Annotated in this window: 21 protein-coding genes; 10 read left to right on the top strand and 11 right to left on the bottom strand. The window is 55.4% G+C overall.

Features of this window, described 5'->3' with window-relative positions; all coding sequences use genetic code 11:
• Positions 1 to 1,200 carry an aminotransferase class I/II-fold pyridoxal phosphate-dependent enzyme gene (locus AC07WB_RS20435; RefSeq protein ID WP_494941174.1) on the top strand — a complete coding sequence of 400 codons (1,200 nt, stop codon included), beginning with the start codon at positions 1 to 3 and terminating at the stop codon, positions 1,198 to 1,200.
• A 110-nt stretch (positions 1,201 to 1,310) separates the two neighbouring features.
• Here the strand turns inward: AC07WB_RS20435 and AC07WB_RS20440 are convergent, their stop codons facing one another.
• Complete coding sequence (locus AC07WB_RS20440; protein WP_494941175.1) at positions 1,311 to 1,712, bottom strand: H-NS family histone-like protein; 402 nt, start codon at positions 1,710 to 1,712, stop codon at positions 1,311 to 1,313.
• Between the two features lie 591 nt (positions 1,713 to 2,303).
• On the opposite strand from AC07WB_RS20440, the gene fhuE reads away from it, so the two are divergent.
• Positions 2,304 to 4,508, top strand: a complete 2,205-nt coding sequence (gene fhuE, locus AC07WB_RS20445; RefSeq protein WP_494941176.1) for a ferric-rhodotorulic acid/ferric-coprogen receptor FhuE — start codon at positions 2,304 to 2,306, stop codon at positions 4,506 to 4,508.
• 162 nt (positions 4,509 to 4,670) lie between these two features.
• Here fhuE and AC07WB_RS20450 read toward each other — a convergent pair whose 3' ends face one another.
• The 6 genes from AC07WB_RS20450 to AC07WB_RS20475 all read right to left on the bottom strand — a co-directional run bounded on the left by AC07WB_RS20450 (position 4,671) and on the right by AC07WB_RS20475 (position 10,806).
• On the bottom strand, positions 4,671 to 5,789 hold the full coding sequence (locus AC07WB_RS20450; protein ID WP_494941177.1) for a M20 family metallopeptidase: 1,119 nt from the start codon (positions 5,787 to 5,789) through the stop codon (positions 4,671 to 4,673).
• A complete protein-coding gene (locus AC07WB_RS20455) occupies positions 5,789 to 6,544 on the bottom strand; it encodes a glutamine amidotransferase (protein ID WP_097097756.1) in 756 nt (251 codons plus the stop codon). The genes AC07WB_RS20450 and AC07WB_RS20455 overlap by 1 nt, the downstream gene beginning before the upstream one ends.
• A gap of 14 nt (positions 6,545 to 6,558) precedes the next feature.
• A complete protein-coding gene (locus AC07WB_RS20460; protein WP_494941178.1) occupies positions 6,559 to 7,638 on the bottom strand; it encodes a phosphotriesterase family protein in 1,080 nt (359 codons plus the stop codon).
• A gap of 3 nt (positions 7,639 to 7,641) precedes the next feature.
• The gene (locus AC07WB_RS20465) at positions 7,642 to 8,643 is read right to left on the bottom strand and encodes an ABC transporter permease (protein ID WP_494941179.1); all 1,002 of its coding nucleotides are present in this window, start codon (positions 8,641 to 8,643) and stop codon (positions 7,642 to 7,644) included.
• Positions 8,644 to 8,661: 18 nt separating this feature from the next.
• Positions 8,662 to 9,408 (bottom strand): ATP-binding cassette domain-containing protein, encoded by a 747-nt coding sequence (locus AC07WB_RS20470; protein ID WP_176519248.1) that lies wholly within the window; start codon positions 9,406 to 9,408, stop codon positions 8,662 to 8,664.
• Between the two features lie 369 nt (positions 9,409 to 9,777).
• Complete coding sequence (locus AC07WB_RS20475; RefSeq protein ID WP_494941180.1) at positions 9,778 to 10,806, bottom strand: LacI family DNA-binding transcriptional regulator; 1,029 nt, start codon at positions 10,804 to 10,806, stop codon at positions 9,778 to 9,780.
• A gap of 571 nt (positions 10,807 to 11,377) precedes the next feature.
• Here AC07WB_RS20475 and AC07WB_RS20480 point away from each other — a divergent pair.
• On the top strand, positions 11,378 to 12,328 hold the full coding sequence (locus AC07WB_RS20480) for an ABC transporter substrate-binding protein (protein WP_097097761.1): 951 nt from the start codon (positions 11,378 to 11,380) through the stop codon (positions 12,326 to 12,328).
• A gap of 4 nt (positions 12,329 to 12,332) precedes the next feature.
• Here AC07WB_RS20480 and AC07WB_RS20485 read toward each other — a convergent pair whose 3' ends face one another.
• Positions 12,333 to 13,202 (bottom strand): PfkB family carbohydrate kinase, encoded by an 870-nt coding sequence (locus AC07WB_RS20485; protein WP_494941181.1) that lies wholly within the window; start codon positions 13,200 to 13,202, stop codon positions 12,333 to 12,335.
• A gap of 28 nt (positions 13,203 to 13,230) precedes the next feature.
• Here AC07WB_RS20485 and AC07WB_RS20490 point away from each other — a divergent pair, with 28 nt between their 5' ends.
• From AC07WB_RS20490 to AC07WB_RS20520, 7 genes are read left to right on the top strand one after another with little or no spacing between them, the layout of a single operon-like run.
• Positions 13,231 to 14,076: a BtpA/SgcQ family protein gene (locus AC07WB_RS20490; RefSeq protein WP_494941182.1), complete on the top strand. Its 846-nt coding sequence runs from the start codon at positions 13,231 to 13,233 to the stop codon at positions 14,074 to 14,076.
• On the top strand, positions 14,076 to 14,735 hold the full coding sequence (locus AC07WB_RS20495; RefSeq protein ID WP_097097764.1) for a TenA family protein: 660 nt from the start codon (positions 14,076 to 14,078) through the stop codon (positions 14,733 to 14,735). Before AC07WB_RS20490 ends, AC07WB_RS20495 begins: the two co-directional genes overlap by 1 nt.
• Complete coding sequence (locus tag AC07WB_RS20500; protein WP_097097765.1) at positions 14,732 to 15,499, top strand: ATP-binding cassette domain-containing protein; 768 nt, start codon at positions 14,732 to 14,734, stop codon at positions 15,497 to 15,499. The genes AC07WB_RS20495 and AC07WB_RS20500 overlap by 4 nt, the downstream gene beginning before the upstream one ends.
• 29 nt (positions 15,500 to 15,528) lie before the next feature.
• Positions 15,529 to 16,500, top strand: coding sequence for an autoinducer 2 ABC transporter substrate-binding protein (locus AC07WB_RS20505; protein WP_494941183.1), 972 nt, complete (start codon positions 15,529 to 15,531; stop codon positions 16,498 to 16,500).
• Positions 16,501 to 16,511: 11 nt separating this feature from the next.
• Positions 16,512 to 17,453, top strand: coding sequence for an ABC transporter permease (locus AC07WB_RS20510; RefSeq protein WP_345830101.1), 942 nt, complete (start codon positions 16,512 to 16,514; stop codon positions 17,451 to 17,453).
• Entirely contained in the window at positions 17,450 to 18,394 is a 945-nt protein-coding gene (locus AC07WB_RS20515) for an ABC transporter permease (RefSeq protein ID WP_494941184.1), read from the top strand. Before AC07WB_RS20510 ends, AC07WB_RS20515 begins: the two co-directional genes overlap by 4 nt.
• A gap of 3 nt (positions 18,395 to 18,397) precedes the next feature.
• Positions 18,398 to 19,720 carry a M20 family metallopeptidase gene (locus AC07WB_RS20520; RefSeq protein ID WP_097097769.1) on the top strand — a complete coding sequence of 441 codons (1,323 nt, stop codon included), beginning with the start codon at positions 18,398 to 18,400 and terminating at the stop codon, positions 19,718 to 19,720.
• Between the two features lie 147 nt (positions 19,721 to 19,867).
• On the opposite strand, the gene AC07WB_RS20525 is transcribed toward AC07WB_RS20520, so the two are convergent.
• The 3 genes from AC07WB_RS20525 to AC07WB_RS20535 all read right to left on the bottom strand — a co-directional run bounded on the left by AC07WB_RS20525 (position 19,868) and on the right by AC07WB_RS20535 (position 23,119).
• Positions 19,868 to 20,917 carry a PLP-dependent cysteine synthase family protein gene (locus tag AC07WB_RS20525; protein ID WP_494941185.1) on the bottom strand — a complete coding sequence of 350 codons (1,050 nt, stop codon included), beginning with the start codon at positions 20,915 to 20,917 and terminating at the stop codon, positions 19,868 to 19,870.
• A 110-nt stretch (positions 20,918 to 21,027) separates the two neighbouring features.
• Positions 21,028 to 22,035, bottom strand: coding sequence for an ABC transporter permease (locus AC07WB_RS20530; protein WP_494941186.1), 1,008 nt, complete (start codon positions 22,033 to 22,035; stop codon positions 21,028 to 21,030).
• 10 nt (positions 22,036 to 22,045) lie between these two features.
• Positions 22,046 to 23,119 carry an ABC transporter substrate-binding protein gene (locus tag AC07WB_RS20535; RefSeq protein ID WP_345830093.1) on the bottom strand — a complete coding sequence of 358 codons (1,074 nt, stop codon included), beginning with the start codon at positions 23,117 to 23,119 and terminating at the stop codon, positions 22,046 to 22,048.
• Positions 23,120 to 23,264: the final 145 nt, after the last annotated feature.

Consider the following 23,264-nt stretch of genomic DNA (forward strand, 5'->3'; position numbering starts at 1 on the left):
ATGGTCACCTTATCGAAGCGTGTGCAGTCCGTGTCGCTCTCGGCTAATGCGGCGGCGCGGCAGCTGACGCGCCAGCTGAAAGAGCAGGGCGTGGATATTCTCGATCTCACCACCGGTGAGCCCGATTTCGATACGCCGTCGCACATTCGTCAGGCGGCGGTGGCGGCGATGGAAGCGGGTGAAACCCGCTACACGCCCACCAACGGCACTGCACCGCTGCGCAAGGCGGTGCAGGCCAAATTACACAATGAAAATCGGCTCGATTATGAACTGGGACAGATTTGCATCGCCAACGGCGCCAAGCAGATCATCTTCAACGCTTTTGCCGCCACGCTGAATGAAGGCGATGAGGTAATTGTGCCGGTGCCCTATTGGCCGACCTTTCCAGATAGCGTGCGGTTCAACGGCGGCGAAGCGGTTCTCTTAACCTGCCCGCTCGAGCAGCATTACAAACTGCAGCCGCAGCAGCTGGCACAGGCGATCACGACGAAAACTCGCTGGCTGGTACTTAACAATCCGGGCAATCCATCAGGCATGGCCTACAGCGCCGAAGAATTGACCGCGTTGGCGACGGTACTGCGCGATCATCCCGATGTGTTGATCATGCTGGATGAGCTTTACGAGCATATTCTGTTCGATGGTCGTGAACATGTTAGTTTGCTGCACGTGGCGCCCGATTTAGTTGATCGCATTCTGCTGGTAGGCGGTGCGTCCAAAACCTACGCCATGACCGGCTGGCGCATTGGCTTCGGCGCGGGCCCGAAAGCGTTGATTGATGCCATGGTGGTCGTTCAGTCGCAAAACAGTTCTGGCGCGAGCGCCATCAGCCAGGCCGCTGCGGCGGCGGCATTCAATGGCGGGCTGGATTTCCTTACGCCGCAACGTGAAGCTTATCAGGATCGTCGTGATGCGATAATGGCGTTACTCAAATCGCTGGCAGAGATTGAAGTATTAAATCCGGACGGTGCGTTCTTTATCTTCTGTCGCTGCGCCGGTTTGCTCGGCAAAACACGTCCAAATGGTCAGAAGATTGAGAGCGAGCAGGATGTGCTGAATTATCTGCTGGAAAGCGGCGTGTCCGGCGTAGCGGGCAGCGCTTACGGTTTATCACCGTATTTCCGTTTGTCGATTGCCACCGATATTGACACGGTGCGTGAAGCGGGGCGGAGAATTGCGCACGCTTGCGCCGTTCTGAAATAGGTCCATGTTCATCGCGCGGGTGTTAAATAGCAGCGCTCTATTATAAGAGCGCAAAAAGTCGCACCGCTCCGGAGAAACAATAGGTGGACAATGACGTCCACCTAATTAATTCAGATTAGAAAATCATCCAGCGAACCGCCCGCATCAAGGGCTGCTTTAATCGGCGATGGCGTGCGGCCCTGGCCGGTCCACAGCTTTTCCTTACCCTGTTCGTCGATAAATTTATACTTCGCGGGACGCGGCGCACGTTTAGCTTTCACTTTCGTTGCCTGCGGGGTTAATTGCGCAAGGTCATTAATATCGATGCCATCCTTTAGCAACATCTCTTTATACTGCGCCAGTTTCTGTTCTTTTTCGCGCTGTGCGGCATTCTCTGCGGCGACTTCTTCGCGGCGCTCTGCCACTACCACGGAAAGTTTTTCCAGTACTTCATCTAGTACGGCAATATCAATATCACGCGCCTGGGCACGTAGCGTACGAATATTGTTCAACGCAATAAGTGCATCGCTCATGAATAAATCCTTATTATTGGTCTAAGAGGTATGAAGCAGGTATTCTACGAGACTTTAAACCAAATTAAAATAATTTCATGCAGGCAGAATTGTCCGGAAAATAAGATAGCATCAGAAATGTCTTTATATTTTTCATTATTTAGCAAGGTTATTGTATTTATTATCGCCGAAATGTATCAGCCTAAGAATAATAGAGGGGCGTTTACTTCGAATTTTACGGCGCTCTACGAACAGCATGTTGCTTGTCAGCCAAGGCGGCTGTGTTTATTGCTACGCCACTAACCGTTCTGGTACGGCCATTCATTCCTGTGCTTCCCGCCGGTTGGGCATCCAGAAACTGTTCTTTTTCACGGAGTTGCTGATAACGCTAACGGAATGATTCCGGAAAGTAACCTACCTCAATTATTACTCGTTGACGCATAAGGCTTTTATCTAAGTGTAAAAGTGTCAGTTAACCGGTAACAATTTCTTGCATTGCAAACCTTAATGCGTATATTTCTCATTTGCTTTCTTAACGGCATCCTTACTGTTCTTCGTTCCGCAGACGCTGCGATGCCGAAAAAAATAACGATAAGTTGATTGAGGAATCGTATGTCTTTCGAAGATTTGCGCGTCAGGAAACCCGGCAGTGTGCCTCAGCGTGCGCTGCGTCTCTCTTTACTGGCTATGTTGATTGCGTCGGGTATCGCGCAAGCAGCGGAATCCACCCCTCCCGAACAGACTCTGAACGTTGATGCCAGCGCCAGCGCGGATCAGCAAGAGCAGGCCGCCAAAGATTACAGCGTTCCCGTGACGCGTGCCGGTACCAAAATGGCGCTGACCGCGCGCGATATTCCGCAATCGGTTTCGATTGTTAGCAAGCAGCGGATGGACGATCAGCAGCTGCAATCGCTGAATGATGTGTTGTCGAATACCACCGGCATTCACGGCGTCTCGGGTGATATGGATCGCACCAACTACTATTCGCGCGGTTTTATGATCGACAACTACATGGTCGATGGCATCCCAACCGCTTTCGCTTCGCGCTGGAATCTGGGTGATGCGCAGAGCGATATGGCGCTGTATGAACGCGTTGAAGTGGTTCGCGGCGCCACAGGTTTGCTGACCGGACCGGGCAATCCCTCCGCTTCAATCAACATGGTGCGCAAGCACGCCGATAGCAAAGCGTTCACCGGCAGTGTTTCTGCCAGCTACGGCAGCTGGAATAAGCAGCGTTACGTTGCGGACCTCTCTGCGCCGCTGTCGCCAGAAGGTAACGTGCGTGGACGCCTGGTGACGGGCTATGAAGACAAAAACAGCTATATCGAACGCTACGGCGCAGACAAGAAGTTCGTCTATGGCGTAGTCGATGCCGATCTGACCGATGCCACGAAATTGTCGGTAGGCTATGAGTTCAGTCAGGTGAATACCGATTCGCCAATGTGGGGTGGTTCACCCCGCTGGTATACCGACGGCTCGCAGGTGAAACTGCGCCGTGGTTATAACACCGCGCCGGATTGGGCTTATAACAATAAAGAAAACAATAAAGTCTTTATTAACCTGCAGCAAAACTTTGATAACGGCTGGAACATCACGCTTAACGGCACGCATAACCAGATGACTCTGGATAGTAAGCAACTGTATATCGATAGCTATATCAATAAAGACACCGGCGTTGCCGTCAATCAGTATCCTGCCTCTTATGCTTATGACGCCGTCGGCGGTACTGGCTACAACACGGGTAAACGTAAAGTGGATGCGGTGGATGCCTTTGCCAGCGGCCCGTATGAGATGTTTGGCCGTCAGCATGAGTTGATGCTGGGCATCAATTACAGCCGTCAGGATAATAAGTACTACAGTGCCTGGACCAATATTTCACCGGCGCAACTGGGTAATTTCTACGATTACAACGGTAACTTCCCGGAGTCTGACTGGAATCCACGCGAACCCGCTTCGGATACCCAGCTGGTGCGTCAGAAGTCTGCTTATCTGGCAACCCGCATTTCGCTGGCCGATCCGCTACATGTGATCCTGGGCGCGCGTTATACCAACTGGAATCGTCAGACGCTGACGGAAGAGATGGAGAAGAACAACATCACGCCATATGGCGGCGTGATTTGGGACTTCTACGATAATTGGTCAGCGTATGCCAGCTACACTTCGGTGTTCCAGCCGCAGGATTACCAGGATTCTTCAGGCGGATTCCTGGCGCCAGTGATTGGTAAAAACTACGAAGCGGGGGTGAAGTCGGATTGGTTTAACAGTCGCCTGACCACCTCAATTTCGGTATTCCGCACCGAACTGGATAACGTCGGTGAAGCCACAGGACAAACCAACCCTGAAACCGGTAATGCGATCTATGTAGGTAAAAGCGGCGTTGTGAGCCGTGGCGTTGAGTTCGAGGTGAACGGCGCGGTGACGGATAACTGGCAGATGACCTTCGGCGGAACCAGCTATGTGGCGGAAGATCGTGAGGGCGAAAATTACAATTCGCAGCTGCCGCGCACGTCATTCAATCTCTTCACCAGCTATCGCTTGCCGATGCTAGAGGCGCTGACTGTCGGTGGTGGTGTGACCTGGCAATCGAAGACTTACAGCGATCTTGCCGGTCCGGAAGGCAACGGCACCTGGCGTGCACGCCAGGGCAGCTATTCGCTGGTGGATCTGTTCGCGCGCTACGACGTGACCAAAAACGTTTCGCTGCAAGCGAACATCAACAACCTGTTCGACAAAGAGTACGACAACAACGTCGGCAACGGCGGGATTGTTTACGGTGAGCCGCGTAACGTCTCGGTATCCGCGACCTATCGTTTCTGAGGAAAATGCTGGGTGGGCAGGATTGTGCACCCAGCAATCCCGCAGGTCGCCATCAATGGCGACCCTACGTTAATAGTGCGGGGCTTTCGTAGGGTGCGCATTGATGCGCACCTGTATAAATAGGTTAAGTGAGCGACATTCCGCCATTCATGGCGACCGCTTCTATACCTTCATCCAATCCGCAATAATCTGCCCATATAACTGCTCGGCTTCCCCCAGCTTACTCAACAAACAATACTCATCGGTCTGGTGCGCCATCGTCGGTTCGCCCGGGCCTAATATAATACATGGCGGATTACCCAGCGCGGGCAGCAGCAGCGAAGCATCGGTAAAGTAGGGCACCACGCGCGCGGCTAACGGCTGCGTGAAAAGCGTCTGGCAGCGACGATAGACCGATTGGATCCACTGATTCTCTTCGGAACTCAATACGGCAGGCAAATCGACCAGGGTGGTGATCTGCACTTCTTCTCCGAGCATAGCCGCTAACCGCTGGCGAATTGTTGCGTGTTGCAAATTCGGCGCGCTGCGAATATCAACATCAAATGCCGTGCGATCCGGCACCGAGTTAATGTTTAAACCGCCCTGAATCCGTCCGACATTCAGCGTGGGCTGCTTCATCAACGGATGCTGTGCGCCGGGAGAAAAGTGGCGGATTTTGCCTAACGCATCAGCCGCGAGGTAAATAGCGTTAATTCCCAGTTCCGGCATCGCGCCATGGGCGGTTTTTCCGCGCGTCTCGCAGCGAAGCCACAGTGCACCTTTATGCCCAATCACCGGATAATTGGCTGTCGGTTCGCCGACGATTAGGGCCCCAATTTCCGGCAACGTGCCGGCATCAATTAGCGACCGCGCGCCTTCACAGCCCGTTTCTTCACCGCCGGTGATCAGCAGAACCACGCCGCGCCCGGCACGAATCGCCGTTTGCTGCTGGAGGCAGGCGAAAGCAAAAGCCGCTATCGCCGCTTTCATATCACTCGAACCGCGTCCATAAAGCCGATCGGCCACGATATCCGAGCCAAAAGGATCGTGTTGCCAGGGTTGATTGCCGAGCGGCACAGTATCCAGATGGCCGGTAAACGCCAGCGGTTTTCCGGGCGATGCGCCGTGAAGATGCGCAATCAGATTGCTGCGGCCAGCACCAAAAGACGACAGGTTAACCGCAAAACCTCGCTCGCTCAGCCAATCGGCCAAAAACTGCATGCACGCCGCTTCATTACCGGGCGGATTGATCGTATCGAAACCGAGCAAATGTTGGGTAAGGGCGATCGAAGCGGGAGGCATCAGGCGCGCTCCGTTAGCCAGTCGAAGCAGTTAATCCACAGCTGGCGATAGCCGGGCCATTGCGTAAACTCTTGCGGTAGCCAGTGTGCCGACATATCGCTGGTCCACACCAGCGATCGGCCTTTTTCATATTCACGCACCGCTAATAATGGATGCGCGGTGCCAGCAACGGTCGCCAGCAGCGTACCTTCAGGCTGCATCTCCACTTCGTTGTATCCCAGCATCCACGGCCATTCGCCGGAAATATTGTTGAATACCGCATGCGGCTGCGTCATCTCCAGGGTCGATCCTTCGGGCGTTTCAACACGATCATCCCAGGCGAGGCAGCGCACCGGCAGGACTTTTTCCACCAGCGTATGGCGGAAGCGCGCACCGCCATTGATACCCTGAAAACTGAAGTAACCACCAATCATCATCAGGCTGCCGCCCGCCGCCACGTAATCGTGGATCAGCGATAAGCGGTTGGCGGTGCGACGGCTTTTTAGCCAGGTATCGGGATGCAGCAGCAGCGTATTGGCACCAATATCCGAAAGAATAATCACATCCCACTGCTGCAATCCTTCCAGCGTGAGTGGGAAATCGGTGGCCGCAGCGTGTGCCGGCATGTGCGTGACGGCGTAATCGCTCTCCTTTAACGCCGCGATAAAATCGCTGGCGCCGGTATGCCAGGTGGCGGTGGAGAATTGGTCAAAGCCTTTGATGTGGTTCGAGGTGCTGGTCCAGGATTCGCCCACCAGCAAGACTTGTTTCTGCATGATAATTTTCCCTTTCACCCGCCAAATACGCGCTGCGGGTTAGCAATCAATAAGGTTTCGAGTTGTTCGCCGCTGACGCCGTGACGTTTCAGGCGCGGGACAAAATGTTTGAGGATGTAGCCATAACCGTGGCCGCCAAAGCGCGTCAGCATGGTTTTCAGAAACACATCCTGCGACAGCAAAATTTGCTGGAGGTAGCCGTCATCGATCAATTCGCAGATGGCGCGCGCGTTCTCTTCATCGGAAGGTGATTGCGCCGATTCATCGGCGTAGTAATAGCTCATGCCGATCATGTCGTATTCAAGGAACACCCCGCGATCGGCCAGTTCACGCTGATAGCGTTTATCGGCAAAGCTAGGATTCATATGGCACAGCACGGTGTGACGCAGATCGGCGCCTTCCTGCTGCAAGATATCCAGCACCTTATGGCCTAAACGTTCCCAACCCGGCAGATGCACCTGAATCGGCACGCCGGTTGCCGCACTGGCACGTCCCGCCGCGCGCAACGATTTCTCTTCATCAGCGGTAAAGCGGCTGGAGATACCGATTTCACCGATCAGTCCGGCAATCACCTCCGGTTTTTCCGCTGCGCCACCGAGATCAAAGATCAATTTTTCGCTAAGCTGCTCCACGCTGATGCTTTTCACCCATGCGGGATGCGAGGGCTCGAGGTAAAGTCCAGTGCCCATCACGATGTTGAGACCGGTTAAGCGGGCGATACGCTGTAAGCCCTTCGGGTCGCGGCCAATGCCGATATTGGTTGGATCAATAATGGTTTCACCCCCCAACGCGCGGTACTTCATCAACTCTTCAATCGCCAGGTCGACGTCAAACAGTTGGCAGTTATCGCGGCTCATCAGCGGGTTCATGGCCAGTTCGCCGAGGTTCTCAATCTTGACTGGCATCTCGGCAATATGACGATCGCTGCAACAGCAGGGCGGCACCCATTTACCGGACGCATCGAGCAGAATGTGTTCGTGCATCAAGGTCACGCCCATCTCAGCCAGCGGTAGCGGTCCTAAAACCGTCATCACGTAGCCACTTGTAACGCCAAGCGGTAACGGATCGGCATGACGGAAAATCGATCCTTTCATGGGCTATCCTTTTGCCGGCGCGCGGGCGGGGTTGAGAATGCGGGTATTCAGCCAGATGGCGAGCAGAATGATGGTGCCCGTCGCGATTTGCGTATAGAACGGCGAGATGTGCGACAGAATCAGTCCGTTCTGGATGATGGCAATCGACAGCGCGCCCAGCAGTGTGCCAATAATGGTGCCAAAGCCGCCAAACAGGCTGGTGCTGCCCAGCACCACGGCAGCAATCACCTGCAGTTCAAAGCCTTCACCCTGATTGGATGAGCCGCTGCCGAGACGCGCGGTAATGATCATCCCCGCCAGCGCCGCTGCCATGCCGCTAATGATATAGACCTTCATGGTCACCACTTTGGTGTTGATACCGCTGCGACGTGCACCTTCCGCATTGGCGCCAATCGCCGTAACGTAGCGGCCAAAACGCATATGGTTCAGCACAATATGCCCGGCAAACAGGACTACGATGCCAATCAGCGCGGGCATCGGAACGCCAAGCACCCAGGCGCGCCCCATAAAGGTAAACAAGCTGTCGGCCGGCACCGGAATTGAATAACCTTGCGTGACCAGCAATGCCACTCCGCGCACCACCGCCAGCGTGGCCAGAGTGACGATAAACGCCGGAATTCCCTCAAAGGCAATAAAGAAGCCATTGATGGCGCCAACTAATCCGCCCAGCAGCAATCCACCGATCAGCACCACTGGCCAGGATAAGCCCCAGTTGTTAAGCGCGATAGCGGATAGTGCGCCAACCAGCGCCAGCGTCGAACCCACCGACAAATCAATGCCGCCGGTAGTGATCACCAACGTCATTGCGGTTGCTACGATCAGCAGCGGAGCACTTTGCCGAATGATATTCAGCCAGTTAGTGCTGGTGAGAAAGTTGCTGGTGATCAGCGAAAACACCACGCAGCAAAAGATGAAAAACAGCGCAATGCTCACCACGCCCGAATGGTTATGCAGCAGGCGACGCGGTAGCGAATGCTGAATCATGCGCGAACTGCTTAAATTCATGATGCTCATCCCATTACCTCAGTGTGCAGCCGCCGAATGAGCGGTAAATTTCTCACCCACAATCAAATTAACGATATCGCTCAGGCTGGTATCCGCTACGCGGCGATCCGCTACGTTGGTGCCTTCGTACATCACCATAATGCGGTCGCACACCAGGAACAGATCCTGCAGACGATGGGTGATGAGTATGACGCTAACCCCGCGCGCAGAGACGCGCCGTATCAGCTCCAGCACCGCTTCCACTTCCGCTACGGCTAACGCAGCGGTCGGCTCATCCATGATCAGCACTTTCGGATCGAAGGCGGCGGCGCGGGCAATAGCAATCGCCTGCCGTTGGCCGCCGGATAAATTGCGCACCAGCAAACGCGTATCGGGAATCGAAATACCCAAACCTTTCAGCATATCGCGTGCTTCGGCATGCATTTTGGCCTGATCGAGAAAAGGGATGCCGAGCACCGATTTCATTGGCTCGCGGCCCATAAACAGATTACCGGCGACATCCACCGTGTCGCACAGCGATAAATCCTGGTAGACCATCTCAATGTGACAACGGCGCGAATCCGCCGGATTGGTGAAGTGCTGCTGCTCACCGTCGATGCGAATAGCACCGCTGGTGGGCACCACCGCGCCGGAGAGCACTTTGGTCAGGGTTGATTTGCCCGCACCGTTATCGCCCACCAATCCCAGCACTTCCCCTGGCGCCAGCTGCAAATTCACGCCGCGCAGGGATCGTATCGAACCGTAAGTTTTGGTGATGTTAATCATTTCTACCCGTGCCGGGGTAGCGTGTGGCTGCTGCATCTGATCACTCCCATTGCGGTTACCGGGACAATTGTTAGTCAGCGGGAAAGGTCGGATCTGGCGCGGCTCACATGCTAGTAAACCGGTTTACCTGCCAGATACAACATAACCTGATACGTGCTGGCTCTGGATACAACGATATTTGTTTGCCGGGAGGAATATTGCAGTTTCTGTGCCAGGTTATAATTTAGCCAGTATTGTGAGGGCAAAAATATCTTTAATTCAATAGGTTAAATGTGCGTAGCGAGGTAAACCGGTTTACTAAAAGGCAATGCGCTGGTGATTTTTGATCATCTTTTGCGCCAAAGCTGTGCAATTTTGCGCCATTATGGTTCAGGGGCAGCAGAGTTGGATCGAATCGCGGCCAACCCATTCGACCGGCAAGCGAGTTTCCAATGGAATATTGGCTTCGTTGTTGAGCAGGCGCAGCATGATATCTACCGCGGTATAACCCAGTTCCCGGGCGGGTTGGCGAATGGTGGAGATGCGCGGCTGCGTCAGGTCGGTGTAGTTGGCGTCATCAAAGCCAACCAGTGAAAGTGCAGCGGGGGCCTGAAGGCCGCTGGCACGTAAGCCATCCAGCAAGCCCAGCACCAGATAATCACTGGCGGCAAACACGGCGGAGGGGCGTTGAGACTGGCTGAACAGCTGCTGCAAAGCCTGCTGACCAAACTCACGCTCGTAGTTACCGTACATGACCCATGCGTCGGGTACCGACAAACCGGCCTGCTTCATCGCGGTGCAGAAGCCGAGATAACGTTCGCGCACGCTCATCAGCTGTTCCGGACCGCCAATAAAGGCGATATGACGATGTCCCGCAGCGATCAGCTGTTCAGTCGCGATACGCCCGCCTTGCACGTTGTCGGCAAATACTTTTGGTACGCTGCTGCCGGGAATATCTTCATCGAGTAATACTATATGCTGATGACGCTGCATCTCTTTACGCAACAAGCCGTTATCTGGACGGTTGGTGGTAAACAGCAGGCCATCGACCTGGCGTGTGTCCAGCCAGCGAATGAACTGCGCCTCTTTGTCGGGATTGTTGCGGGTGATGCAGAGTACCAAACTGTAACCGCGCGCTGACGCCGCCTCTTCTGCCGCGTCGGCCAGTTCAGCGAAGAAGGAGTTGGTGATATCGGGCAGCACTAAACCCAGGGTTTCGCTGCCGCCTTTGCTCAGGCGTCGCGCCAGGCTGTTGCCGCGATAATCGAGCTGGTGAATGGCAGCTTCAATGCGGTCAATCGTCTCCTGCGGCAACACAATGCTGTGATTCAGATAGCGAGAGACCGTGGCCTTGGAGAGCCCTGCTAATTTCGCCACGTCAGATAACAACACGCGTTTTGTACTCATGTTCCTCGCCATAGTGATTTATCGGTCGCCATGAATGGCGGCTCTACAAAACGTGCCGATCAATCGTAAGGTCGCCATTTCTCGGTCGCCATGAATGGCGACCCTACAAAACGTGCCGATTAATCGTAGGGTCGCCATTTCTCGGTCGCCATGAATGGCGACCCTACAAAACGTGCCGATCAATCGTAGGGTCGCCATTTATGGCGACCTCACAATAACGCGCGGAGTCGCAATAGGATGCGTTTTTATCCACACCAATATCTGTAACACACTTAAGCGCGGCTGATACAGCGCTTTCCTTTGCCCACTGATGCATAAATAAACACTTGACAAAAAAAGTCACTCAGCGAATTGTATGCACAGTTTACCGCAGTACCGGGAATCCATTCCCAAACTGACTTTCGTTATTTCACCAGGTATTCCTAGCGGATGGGTTGCCGAAAAAACGTAAGCAGGGTGTTTTAAAAACACTGCACCTGCGCAGTGTGAACAGCATATCCATCGATATTTGCCCGCCAAAAATAATCTCAGTGTCTTAACGCTGGGAAACGCTGATTATTATTTATTCCCGACGAGGAACACCATGATGTTATCTTTCACCGGAAAACTGCGTTCATTGGTTTTGGCTACAGGCTTAATTTCTGCGGGTTCCCTTTTTTCCCTGGCGCAAGCCGCACCAACTTATGCCTTAGTGCAAATTAATCAGCAGGCATTATTCTTTAATCTGATGAATCAGGGCGCGCAAGAAGCCGCTAAAGCCAGTGGTAAAGATCTGGTTATTTTCAATGCCACCGATAATCCGGTTGCGCAGAACGATGCAATTGAAAACTATATTCAGCAAGGTGTGAAAGGCATTCTGGTTGATGCTATTGACGTCAACGGAATTATGCCGGCGATTAAAGAAGCCGCTGCCGCGAACATTCCCGTAATTGCCATTGATGCGGTATTACCAGCGGGTCCACAAGCGTCACAGGTTGGTGTGGATAATCTGGAAGGCGGAAAAATACTCGGTAAATATTTTGTCGATTACGTGGCGAAAGAGATGGGCGGCAAGGCACGCCTGGGCATTGTCGGTGCCCTTAATTCGGCGATCCAGAACCAGCGTCAGAAAGGCTTTGAAGAGACCATCAAGAGCAACAGCAACATCACCGTTGCCGATGTGGTGGATGGTCAGAATATCCAGGACAACGCCATGACGGCAGCGGAAAACCTTATCACCGGCAATCCTGATTTAACGGCAATTTATGCCACCGGAGAACCGGCCCTGCTGGGCGCGATTGCCGCCGTGGAAAACCAGGGACGGCAGAAAGCGATCAAAGTCTTCGGTTGGGATCTGACGGCCAAAGCCATCAGCGGCATTGATGGCGGTTACGTTACTGCTGTGCTGCAGCAGGATCCGAAAAAGATGGGCGAAGAGGCGCTGAAAGCCCTCAACACGCTGTCGGCAGGGAAAACGGTGAGTAAAACCATTCTGGTTCCAGCCACCGTGGTGACCAAAGCGAACGTCGATACTTATCGTCCGCTGTTCAAGTAACCGGTTACTCGCTGCGCGTAGCTAGCAGCGCGGCGAGTTCCTGTTGCGTAGGGAAAGCCGTCACGGTGCCGGTACGGCTCACGGTGATGGCGGCTGCCTGGCTGGCATGTTGTAAAGCAAGCCGATCGGGTTCCACGCCGCGCAGGAGCGCAGACGCCAGCAGCACGGCGAGGAAGGTATCGCCCGCACCGGTGCTGTCCACCGCCTGCGTCGGTGAGGCGGGGCAAAAGCTGCGTTGCGTGGCGGTGAAAAGCAGCGCACCGGCAGCGCCCTGAGTAACGATGAGGGTGCTGACGCCAGCCGGTTGCAATAAATCGGCTTCCAGCTGGTTCACAACGGCAATATCGACCAGCGGCCAAAGTTGCGCGAAGTCAGGATTGACCGGTGAGGGATTAAACACAGTTTTCATCCCTCTGGTTTTTGCCCAGCTGAACAGCGCGCGGGTTTTCTCTATGGAGAAATTGCCTTGCTGCAGCAAAATATCACCCGGAGCGGCATCGGCTAAATAGGGCAGAATCATCTCCACCGTTAAGGCATCGGCCGCTGCGGTGGTGGTAATAATGGCATTGTCACCATCGCTGCTGTTTAAAATAATTGAGGCGTCACTGTGAGGGGATGAATATTCAGTGGGAAAAAGTGTCACCGGTTCATGAGCGATATTCTCACGAATCCAGCGTCCATTGCTGTCGTCGCCTATTGCGGCAATTAAACGTGTATCGATACCGCAGCGTGAAATAACAATCGCCTGATTAGCGCCTTTGCCGCCAATATCCTGCGATGTTTTTACGCCATGGATAGACGCGCCCTTTTGTGGCAAATCGTTAATGGACCAGGTTTCATCAACAACAATATTACCTGCAACATAAATTCGCATAATGGTTCTCATTAATAAGGTGAAGAAGATGGTTTCTATATCAGCAGGAAAAAGTAGCGCAATACAAGATATTTTTTCCAGGAAGAAAGCGGTGATAGGTGTTATTCATTGCGAGGCTTTTCCGGGGGCGCCTAAATATCAAGGTAAGCCGCTCCCCGCTATTATTGAGCGTGCGCTGCGTGATGCCGAAAATTATATATCGGGTGGTGTACATGGTTTGATCGTAGAAAATCACGGTGATATTCCTTTTGCCAAACCAGAGGATATTGGTCCGGAAACCGCTGCCTTTATGGCGGTCATTACGGAAAAAATTCGCGAACGTTTTGGCGTACCACTCGGTATTAATGTGCTGGCCAACGCCGCCATTCCTGCTTTTGCTACCGCTCTGGCGGGCGGCGCTGATTTTGTTCGTGTGAATCAGTGGGCTAATGCCTATATCGCCAATGAAGGATTTATTGAAGGCGCGGCGGCAAAAGCGCTGCGTTACCGTAGTCAGCTGCGGGCCGAACATATCCGCGTGTTTGCCGATAGCCATGTCAAACACGGCAGCCATGCGATTGTTGCCGACCGCTCCATTCAGGAGCTCACGCGGGACGTGGATTTCTTTGACGCGGATGCGGTGATCGCCACCGGGCAACGCACCGGCGACAGCGCCACGCTGGATGAAATCGACGAAATCCGTGCGGCTACCGAGCTGCCGCTGCTGGTTGGTTCCGGCGTAACACCCGCCAACATCTGCCAGATCCTTGAACGCACGCAGGGCGTAATCGTCGCCAGCACGCTGAAAGTGGATGGCGTGTGGTGGAATGAGGTTGAGCTTGCACGCGTCAAACACTTCATGTCCGTGGCGCAAGCGGCGCTGGAGGAGGCGTGATGAAAGGCTTCTCTGATGAGCTTTTGCAGCAGCATCAAACACTATGGCTGGCGATGCAACAGCATCAGTTTGTGCAGGATATCGAGCGCAATCAGCTGCCTGACGCCGTGTTTAATCGCTATCTGGTGTTTGAAGGCAACTTTGTCGCCACTGCCATCAATATCTTTGCGCTGGCAGTGAGTAAAGCGCCGGATATTCGCCAGCAGCGCTGGTTAATAGGCGTGTTAAATGCGCTGGTAGATACGCAAATTGCCTGGTTTGAAGCGGTGCTGGCGCGGCGCAACATCAATACGGCGGATTATCCGGATGATTTGCCGGGCGTGACGGCGTTTCGCGATGGCATGTTAAACGTCGCAAAGCAGGGCAGTTTTGCCGAGATCATCACGCTGATGTTTGGTGCCGAGTGGATGTATTACCACTGGTGCGCACGCGTCAGTGCCCAACCGCTGCTGGATGACGACATCCGTCGCTGGGTCGATATGCATGCTGAAGAGGAGTTTCATCAGCAGGCGCTGTGGCTGAAAGCCGAGCTGGATCGCTGTGCACAGGATCTTAGTGAGGCAGAAAAAAACCGCTTATCCATTCTCTACGGCCAGGTGCTGCAGTGGGAAATCGATTTCCACAGCGCCGCCTATCTCAGCGCTGGGGAGAGAAGATGACGACGTGTTTTATTGAGGCGCGCAATATCTGCAAACGCTTCGGTGCCTTAACGGCACTTAACCAGGTCAATCTCACCATTCATCGCGGCGAAGTGCTGGCGCTGCTCGGCGATAACGGCGCAGGGAAATCCACCTTTACCAAAGTGCTGTCGGGTGCTTATAGCGCCAGCGACGGCGAACTGTGGATTGACGGCCAGTCGGTGAAATTCACCTCGCCGCGCCAGGCTGCAGAACACGGCATCGCCACCATTTATCAGGAGCTGGCGCTGGCGGAGAACCTTAGCATTGCCGAGAACGTTTTCCTTGGCCGTGAGCTCAAGCGCCGCGTGCTGGGCATTCCTTTTCTACGCCGACGCGAGATGCGTGAGCAGGTCGATCAGCTGTTAAAGGATCTTGACGCGCATATCTCCGATGCCGAAGCGTCGGTCGGCAGTCTCTCCGGCGGACAGCGCCAGGCGGTGGCGATCTGCCGCGCGCTCAACCTCAACGCGCAGCTGGTGATTATGGATGAGCCAACTGCCGCGTTGGCCGTTGCAGAAACGCAAAAAGTATTACAGCTGACGCGGCGACTCGCGGCGCGCGGCTGCGCCGTGGTGCTGATCAGCCACAACATCAGTGATGTGTTCGCGGTGGCCGATCGCATGGTGGTGTTCCGCCGTGGACGAAAAATTGCCGAGCGGCGTCACGCCGAAACCTCACCCGATGAAATCGTTTCACTCATTACCGGCGCGCATCCCGATGCACGCGTGTTTGAGAATCAGTAATTGCTCTGCCATTAACCAGGGGAAATAAAATGCGTCGAATTGCTACTGCAGTCTGTTCTCTCTCATTACTGTTTTCAGGTTATTCCCTCGCCGCAGAAAAAGTGGCCTTTGTGCCACAGATTATCGGCATTCCCTATTTCCAGGCGATGGAAGCGGGCGGTAAACGCGCGGCCAGCGATCTGGGCGTCGAGTTTGTCTATAGCGGTCCGGTAGACACCAATCCAATGGATCAACTGCAGATCGTGCAGAACCTGATTGCACAGAAGGTTAACGCGATCGGCATCAGCGTGCTGGATGCGTCCAGCATTGCGCCGGTACTGGCGCAGGCGAAAGCGAATAATGTGCATTTGTTTACCAGCGACAGCGATGCCCCTGACAGCGGGCGTCCGGTATATGTCGCGCAGGCTACCGATCAGGGATTGGGCGAAACCATCATTGACGAGATGGTCAAACGCGTTGGCGAACGCGGCAAAATCGGCATCGTTTCCGGTGAAGCCACCGCATCTAATCTCAATAGCTGGATCGGCTTCATGCAGCAGCGGGTGAAAAGCAAATATCCCCACATTACTTTGCTTAAACCGCAATATGCCGGTGGCTCCGCCAGCCGCGCGGCACAGATCGCCACCGATTTAATGTCCGCCAATCCGGATCTTAAAGGCTTGATCGCCATGGCGTCGACCACTTGCCCTGGCGTCGCGCAGGCCATTGAAACCGCCGGTAAGAATGGCAAGGTGATCGGCAGCGGTTTTTGTAGCCCGAACACCGCGCGCGCCTATCTGAAAAGCGGTGCTTTTGGTTACACGGTGCTGTGGGATCCCGAGAAGCTTGGCTATCTGACGGTGTGGGCCGGTAAGCAGCTGATTGATGGCAAAGCCTTTAGCGCCGAAAACCGCGTGCCAGGTTTCGCCGAGCCGGTGAAGTTTGATAGCAAAATCGGCGTACTGCTGCTCGGAGCGCCGGCAGTATTTACCAAAGAGAATGTCGACCAGTTCAAATTCTAATGGGGATGCGCATGCACATGACTTCACGGGAGATCGCTTTACTGGCGATCGCCTTGCTCGCCATTGCCGGTTTCTCCTGGTTTTCTCCCTGGTTCGCGACGGTGGATAACCTGCTCACCATTCTGCGCAATAGCAGTGAACTGCTGTTGATCGCGCTAGGGATGACGCTAGTGATCGCCATGGGCGGCGTGGATGTGTCCGTCGGCGTGGTGATGGGCGTAGCGGCCTGGGGGGTTGGCCAGCTGCTGCTGACGAATTCGCCATGGCTGGCGGCGCTGGCGGGCCCGTTGCTCGGATTACTGCTGGGCTTGATGACCGCGCTGGTGGTAGTGATTGGTCGTATTCCAGCGATTGTTGGCACCCTCGGCTTGTTCGGCGTGTGGCGCACCGGGCTATTTGCGCTGCTCGGCGGACAGTGGCTTTCCGGTTTGCCAGGCACGTTAACCGGCGGGTTAATGCATTCCCTGTTGGGCGTGCCGGTGATGGCCTGGATCATTGGGCTGGTGTGGGCCAGCGTGTGGCTGGTATTGCGTCATACGCCGTACGGTTTGTGGCTGCTGGCGGCGGGCAACTCGGAGGAGAAAGCGCGGCTGGCGGGCATTCCGGTCACTCAGGTACGCATCGCCACCTTTATGATCAGCGGTTTGCTGTGCGGTATTGCCGCCACCTGCTATATCGCGACTTATCGCAACGTCGAGATGACGGTGGGCGGTAGCCTGGCGCTGGAAGCCATCGCCGCCGTGGTGCTAGGCGGCACGCGGATTACCGGGGGATCGTGCAGCTTGCTGGGGACGCTGCTTGGGGTGTTACTGCTGCGTATTCTGCAAAATGGCTTACTGCTGGTGGGCATTCCATCGCTGTGGCAAACGGTGGTGACCGGCGCGGTATTGCTCATCGTATTGAGTAGCGAAGCGGCCAGCAGTCGCGTATTTACCTTCAGGAGGCTTGCATGACGTTATGGCGTAAATCTCCTGACTTAACGCTGCTGATCGCGCTATGGCTGCTGCTGGGCATCGGTATTGTATTGCTGTTACCACAGATGCTGGCGTCCTGGTCAATCACCTCGATCCTGCAATTCGCTACCTTGCTGTCGCTGGTCGCGCTGGGACAATCGTTAGTGGTGATGACCGGAGGCGGCGGCATCGATCTCTCGGTGGGCGGCAACGTTTCGCTTTCGGCGGTGATCGGCATGCTGGCGCTCGATCAGGGCATCAATCCGGCATGGCTACCGCTGATCTGTCTGCTCACCGGCACGCTGGCGGGCGCCATCAACGGTTGGCTGATTGCGCGGCTGCGGCTCTGGCCGCTCATCGTCACGCTGGGCAGCTTCTACCTGTTTTCTGGATTGGCACTGGCGCTGACCGGCGGTGCCGCTATCGCCGGGGTTCCCACGGCGTTAACCCAGTGGGGACGCGGCGCACAATTCTTCATTCCATTACCGTTTCTCACCTGCGTGATACCGGCTTTCCTCATCGCCTGGCTGATTCTGAGCAAAAGCGCGTGGGGGAAATGGATTTACGCCTGTGGCTTCAATGAACACGCCACGCGGCTGGTGGGCATTCCGGTTGATCGCCTGCGTTTGCTCGCCTATTGCCTGAGCGGCCTGCTGGCGGGTTGCGCGGGGTTCGTCTCACTTACCTGGTTAGGCAGCGCGCGCCCGGAAATTGGCGTCAATCTTGAACTCGAATCCCTTACCGCAGCACTGCTCGGCGGCGTGGCCATTTTTGGCGGACGCGGCAGCGTGGTCGGCGTATTGGCCGCCGCGCTGATGCTGGTAACTATTAAAACCTGCATGTTGCAGCTGGGTTTAAATAGCGTCTGGCAGCTGGGCGTGGTGGGTATGTTGTTGATTATCGTCTTGATGGCACAACGACTTTTTATTTATCGGAGATAACTCATGAATCTGACTGAACTCATCAGCGCACACGTCGACGCTAGCGCAGAACGCATCGCGCAGACGCTGTGCGATCTGCTGGCGTTTCCCTCCATCGTCAAAGTCGATCCGCGTGAAGCCGGTCCTGGCGAGCGCGATTGCCAGCTTTATCTGCAGCAGCGCCTTGCGTCGCTAGGCATGGAGACCGATTTATGGGATCCCGATGGTCCTGCACTCTACGCGAAATATCAGGGCCGTCCGGGCGCCAATAAAGGCCGCACCTTTGAGGGGCGTCCAAATCTTGGGGGAACCTTAAGTGGGGCGGGCGGCGGTAAATCGCTGATGCTCACCGGCCATATTGACGTTGTTCCGCCGGGCCCGCCGGAACATTGGCTGAGCGATCCCTTTGTACCGGAAATCAAAAACGCGGCCGTTTACGGTCGAGGCGCGGTCGATATGAAAGGCGGCGTTGCCTGCATGTTGATGGCGGTAGAGCTGTTGCAGGACCTCAATATTCGCCTGGCGGGAGATGTGGTATTTACCACCGTGGTCGATGAGGAGATTGGCGGCATGGGATCGCTGGCGATGGTCGACCGTGGATTTAAAGCGGATGCGGGCATTATGACCGAACCCACCGCCAATCGCATTTCACCCATCTGCCACGGTATTTTGTGGGGACGGATTATTCTCGACGGCATCGGCGGGCATGCGGAGCTGACGCCAAACAGCTGGGACAGCAGCGGTCCGGTGGACGCGGTGATGCTGTGTCGTCAGATGCTGGATGGCCTCGATGTGCTCAATCGTCGCTGGCAGACGCAGCCGAGCAAAAATCATCCGCTGATGGAACTGCCCAACCAGATTATCGTGACGCAGCTGAAAGTGGGTGAACACCCGGCCTCAATTGCCGGTCGCGCAGAGATTGTGATTGATGTGCAGTATCTGCCATCGGAGAAGGATGAGATGGGGCTGGGTGGCAACGTTAAAAAAGAGATTGAGGCACACGTCGCGAAGGTTTGCGCGCTGGATCCTTATCTGGCCAGGCATCCGGCCAGGGTCGAGTGGATTCTGGATGCCGATTGCGCAGAAATCGAAGCGGATCATCCGTTTGTCACCACCTTCCAGCAGGGTGTTACCGATGCCGCACTGAATCCGCAGCTGGCTGGATTTGGTGCGCATAGTGATATTGGCCTGCCGAGTACGCTAGGGCAAACGCCGACGGTGAACTTCGGTCCGGGCGATCCGGCGATGTCGCACCAGCCCAACGAGCATGTGCCGATTGCGGATCTGGTGGCCTGCACCAAAGCGATTGCGCTGACGTTAGTGCGCTGGTGCGGAACCGCCTCGTAGATGCCCAGGCGCGGATAAATGCGCTCCCCACGTTGCTATAGCCGGGTTTTCGTAGGGTGCGCATTCATGCGCACCTGCAAAAACAGGCATTTTGAGCGGCATTACGCCATGTATGGCGACCAGGGGTTGTAAGGTCGTATTGGGACGTCATGCGATTTTTCTCGATGTCTGCACCGCGCTTGCCAGCTTCAGTGATTCGGCGGGGACCTGATGCGCGAACAGCTGCGTGGTTAAATAACTGCTGCCGCCATCGGCCAGTAACACCACAATACGCTTGCCGTGATTTTCCGGTCGTGCCGCCACCTGCTGCGCCGCCCACAGCACCGCACCGGATGAATCACCCACCAGCACGCCTTCACTCAGCGCCAACTGGCGTGCGGCAGCATAGGCTTGCCAGGTTTCCACCGCGATCACCTCATCGTATACGCGATGATCGAGATTGGCGGGGATGCGTTCTGGCGTCTGATTGCTAAACGCATGCACACCGGTGATCTCCAGCGGCTCCGGTCGCAGTTCGCTCGGTTGCGATCCGATGCCCGGTTCCACCGCGATCACCTGCAATCCCGGATGCTGCTGTTTGAGATAGCGCCCGGTACCTGACAGCGTGCCGCCGGTGCCTACCGCGGCGATAAAGATATCCAACTCGCCGCCGCTGTCGCGCCAGATTTCCGGTCCGGTGGTGCGCTCATGTACCGCCGGATTGGCGGGATTATCCAGCTGCAGCAGGAAATGCACCTCCGGCTCCGCAGCCGTGACTTGCTCGGCCAGCCACTTAGTGGCGGCAACGAAATCGCCGTTGCTGGCGTCATAAAACGCTTTAAAACCGTCGATAGTGCTGAACGGCACCACTTCAGCGCCGTAGGCCTGAATAATCTGGCTACGCTCAATGCTGACAAAATCATTGATATAAACGCGGAATTTGTAGCCCTTAGCCGCCGCAATCGCCGCTAAACCAATGCCGGTATTGCCGCTGGTGGTTTCAACCAGCGTATCGCCAGGCTTAATAGTGCCGTTGCGTTCGGCGGCTTCAATCATGCTGAGGGCGATGCGATCTTTCACGCTGTGATTAGGGTTAAACAGCTCGAGCTTGGCGATTAAATCAGCCTGAATCTCCTGCTGCTGCGCATAACGTGACAGACGCAATAGCGGCGTGTTGCCGATCAGTTCGGTGATAGAAGCAGAAATTTTTGTAGCCATAATCGACCTCGGCAATGGATGATGTGAACCGAATATCTGCGCGATAAATCGCGCCGCTACGAATGCATGCACATACCGTAGCGGCGCAATTTATTGCGCAATGTGTGTTGTTACCATTTCACCGCGCTGCGCTGCCACGACAGCAGACGGTCGCGAACCACGAATAGCAGGGAGATCAGCGAGGAGAACAGCAGCGCCATCACAATCAGCGCGGCATACATGTTGGCGTAGGCCGCCCAGCCTTGCGCCCACTGCAGATACCAGCCGAGCCCGGATTTCACCCCCATCATTTCCGCTGCCACCAGCACCGAAAACGACGCGCCCAGCCCCATAAATAGCCCAACAAACAGGTGCGGCAGCGCCGCAGGCACCGCCACTCGCAGTACCAGAAACAGCGAATTGGCACCCAGCGTGCGCGCCACATCGTAATAACGCGTATCGACGCTGGAGACGCCGGACCAGGTCAGCACCGTCACGGGGAACCAGGTGGCGAGCGCAATCAGGAATACCGCCGCTGAGAAGCTCGACGGGAAGAAGTAGAGGGACAGCGGCAGCAGCGCGGTGGAGGGCACCGGGCCGAGAAAACGCAGAATCGGGTGCACCCAGTATCCCAACCCGCGTGACCAGCCAATCGCTACGCCGGTAATAAAACCGACCACGCTGCCGTAGATAAAGCCGAAGGCCAGCAGGCGCAGTGAATTCAACACGCTATCCAGCAAACGCGGCCAGTCGGTGGCATAGGCTTCTACCAGCGCGCGCGGTGGGGCAAAAAACGGCGCCGGCAACAGCGCCAGTTTGCCAGTGACGATTTCCCACAGGCCAATCAGCAGCGCCAGCACAATCAGCCACGGACCGCTGCGCTTGAGCGGCGCGAGTAGCGTCAGTCGTGGGAACAGGCTTGATGCAACCGCCAGCCCGCTGAGAATAAGCGCAAAGGCGGCAAACAGCTCATGCGTTTCATTAACAAAACGCGGGGCGGCAAAACCTTGCGGCTTATCCGGCACCGCGACCATGAGCGCGACCAGCGCCCACCACAGCAGCAGCGCGACCCACACCGTAGGTTGAATACGACGCGGTCTGTCACGGTTGCGGGCAATCGTCAGAGTATCACTGGCCATCCTCGACTCCTTAGCTCGACATGTTGCTCATATGCGCCATGTTGCTGGCGTGCTGATGGGCTGATTCAGCTGGCAGCAGCTCAGGCACGTAGTGCTCAGCAAAACGCTGTGCATCGGTATCTGGACGGATCACGTTGATTTTCTTCAGCTCGTCGACATAGACCGCCACTTCTTTGCGCAGCTGCACGCCAGTTGAATGATGGCTATGCGTATGCTCTTTCAGCATCGCGGCAATGTCCTCAACCGCTACCGAGCCCGGCACAAACGGCTGGAAGATTTTCGCCGTCTCCTCCGGATGTTCGGCGGTCCACTGCTGTGCATCGACAATCGCTTGCGTAATGGCGCGCGCGGTGGCCGGATCGTCACGCACCAGCGAGCCGCGCAGGCCCAGCACGCAGCAGGTGAGGTTGGCGTATTCGCCTTTCAGGTTGTTATCAACTTCCACTAAATTGTGCTGCTTTTTCAGCAGCCAGCCCTGCGGATCGTCGGTGGCCAGCGCCTGCACTTCGCCTTTGCGCAGCGCTTCGCCAAACAGGTCAGGCGGATACTGCAACCAGTTCACCTGCTTATCGGGATCGATACCCTGTTTCGCCAGCTGAATGGCAAAGAAGTTGCGAATTGGGCTAGCCTGATCGCTGACCGCCACCGATTTACCCACCAAATCTTTCACATCACGGATACCGCTGTTTTGCGGTGCGAGTAAACGCATGCAGCCGCCGTGCGTGCCCACCGTGAGGTCAACATCAAAGCCCTGCTCCAGGGGTTTAAGCCAGCGCAGCGCCATACCAATACCGCCATCGGCCTGGCCGGTAGCAATTGCCTGTAACAGCGCATCGGTGGGACCGCTAAAGTTCACCGGCTCAACATTGAGGCCGTACTTTTTAAAGAAGCCTTGCTTCAGCGCCACCGAAATCGGTGATTGGCACACCGCCGTTTGTCCCCATGCCAGCTTAATGGTTTTAAGTGATTTATCGTCGGCAAATACCGCGCTACTCAGCAACGGATTCACCGCCACACCAGCACTCAGGAAACCCAACCCGCGTAATAACGCGCGTCTGCTCAGAGAGAATTGTTGAAATGCCATCTTGTCTTCCTTGTAGATAAAGTTCACCGCACTATGGCAAAGGCGATAACCGCGACAAAATAACAATCCCGCATGTCGTCATGCAGTTTTTCATTATGAGAATTTGCGTATTAGTTTGCCGAAATGGCTATTTCGGTGGGTTGAA

Source organism: Pantoea sp. GW821-FHT03E06 (assembly GCF_059420725.1).

Bases quoted from the DNA above. Each gene is read 5' to 3' on its own strand.
- AC07WB_RS20455 (WP_097097756.1), bottom strand. From the start codon at position 6,544: ATGCAGAAACAAGTCTTGCTGGTGGGCGAATCCTGGACCAGCACCTCG.
- AC07WB_RS20465 (WP_494941179.1), bottom strand. From the start codon at position 8,643: ATGAATTTAAGCAGTTCGCGCATGATTCAGCATTCGCTACCGCGTCGC.
- AC07WB_RS20520 (WP_097097769.1), top strand. From the start codon at position 18,398: ATGAATCTGACTGAACTCATCAGCGCACACGTCGACGCTAGCGCAGAA.
- AC07WB_RS20460 (WP_494941178.1), bottom strand. From the start codon at position 7,638: ATGAAAGGATCGATTTTCCGTCATGCCGATCCGTTACCGCTTGGCGTT.
- AC07WB_RS20525 (WP_494941185.1), bottom strand. From the start codon at position 20,917: ATGGCTACAAAAATTTCTGCTTCTATCACCGAACTGATCGGCAACACG.
- AC07WB_RS20500 (WP_097097765.1), top strand. From the start codon at position 14,732: ATGACGACGTGTTTTATTGAGGCGCGCAATATCTGCAAACGCTTCGGT.
- AC07WB_RS20435 (WP_494941174.1), top strand. From the start codon at position 1: ATGGTCACCTTATCGAAGCGTGTGCAGTCCGTGTCGCTCTCGGCTAAT.
- AC07WB_RS20475 (WP_494941180.1), bottom strand. From the start codon at position 10,806: ATGGCGAGGAACATGAGTACAAAACGCGTGTTGTTATCTGACGTGGCG.
- AC07WB_RS20505 (WP_494941183.1), top strand. From the start codon at position 15,529: ATGCGTCGAATTGCTACTGCAGTCTGTTCTCTCTCATTACTGTTTTCA.
- AC07WB_RS20530 (WP_494941186.1), bottom strand. From the start codon at position 22,035: ATGGCCAGTGATACTCTGACGATTGCCCGCAACCGTGACAGACCGCGT.
- AC07WB_RS20485 (WP_494941181.1), bottom strand. From the start codon at position 13,202: ATGCGAATTTATGTTGCAGGTAATATTGTTGTTGATGAAACCTGGTCC.
- AC07WB_RS20450 (WP_494941177.1), bottom strand. From the start codon at position 5,789: ATGCCTCCCGCTTCGATCGCCCTTACCCAACATTTGCTCGGTTTCGAT.
- fhuE (WP_494941176.1), top strand. From the start codon at position 2,304: ATGTCTTTCGAAGATTTGCGCGTCAGGAAACCCGGCAGTGTGCCTCAG.
- AC07WB_RS20480 (WP_097097761.1), top strand. From the start codon at position 11,378: ATGATGTTATCTTTCACCGGAAAACTGCGTTCATTGGTTTTGGCTACA.
- AC07WB_RS20490 (WP_494941182.1), top strand. From the start codon at position 13,231: ATGGTTTCTATATCAGCAGGAAAAAGTAGCGCAATACAAGATATTTTT.
- AC07WB_RS20510 (WP_345830101.1), top strand. From the start codon at position 16,512: ATGCACATGACTTCACGGGAGATCGCTTTACTGGCGATCGCCTTGCTC.
- AC07WB_RS20535 (WP_345830093.1), bottom strand. From the start codon at position 23,119: ATGGCATTTCAACAATTCTCTCTGAGCAGACGCGCGTTATTACGCGGG.
- AC07WB_RS20515 (WP_494941184.1), top strand. From the start codon at position 17,450: ATGACGTTATGGCGTAAATCTCCTGACTTAACGCTGCTGATCGCGCTA.
- AC07WB_RS20495 (WP_097097764.1), top strand. From the start codon at position 14,076: ATGAAAGGCTTCTCTGATGAGCTTTTGCAGCAGCATCAAACACTATGG.
- AC07WB_RS20470 (WP_176519248.1), bottom strand. From the start codon at position 9,408: ATGATTAACATCACCAAAACTTACGGTTCGATACGATCCCTGCGCGGC.
- AC07WB_RS20440 (WP_494941175.1), bottom strand. From the start codon at position 1,712: ATGAGCGATGCACTTATTGCGTTGAACAATATTCGTACGCTACGTGCC.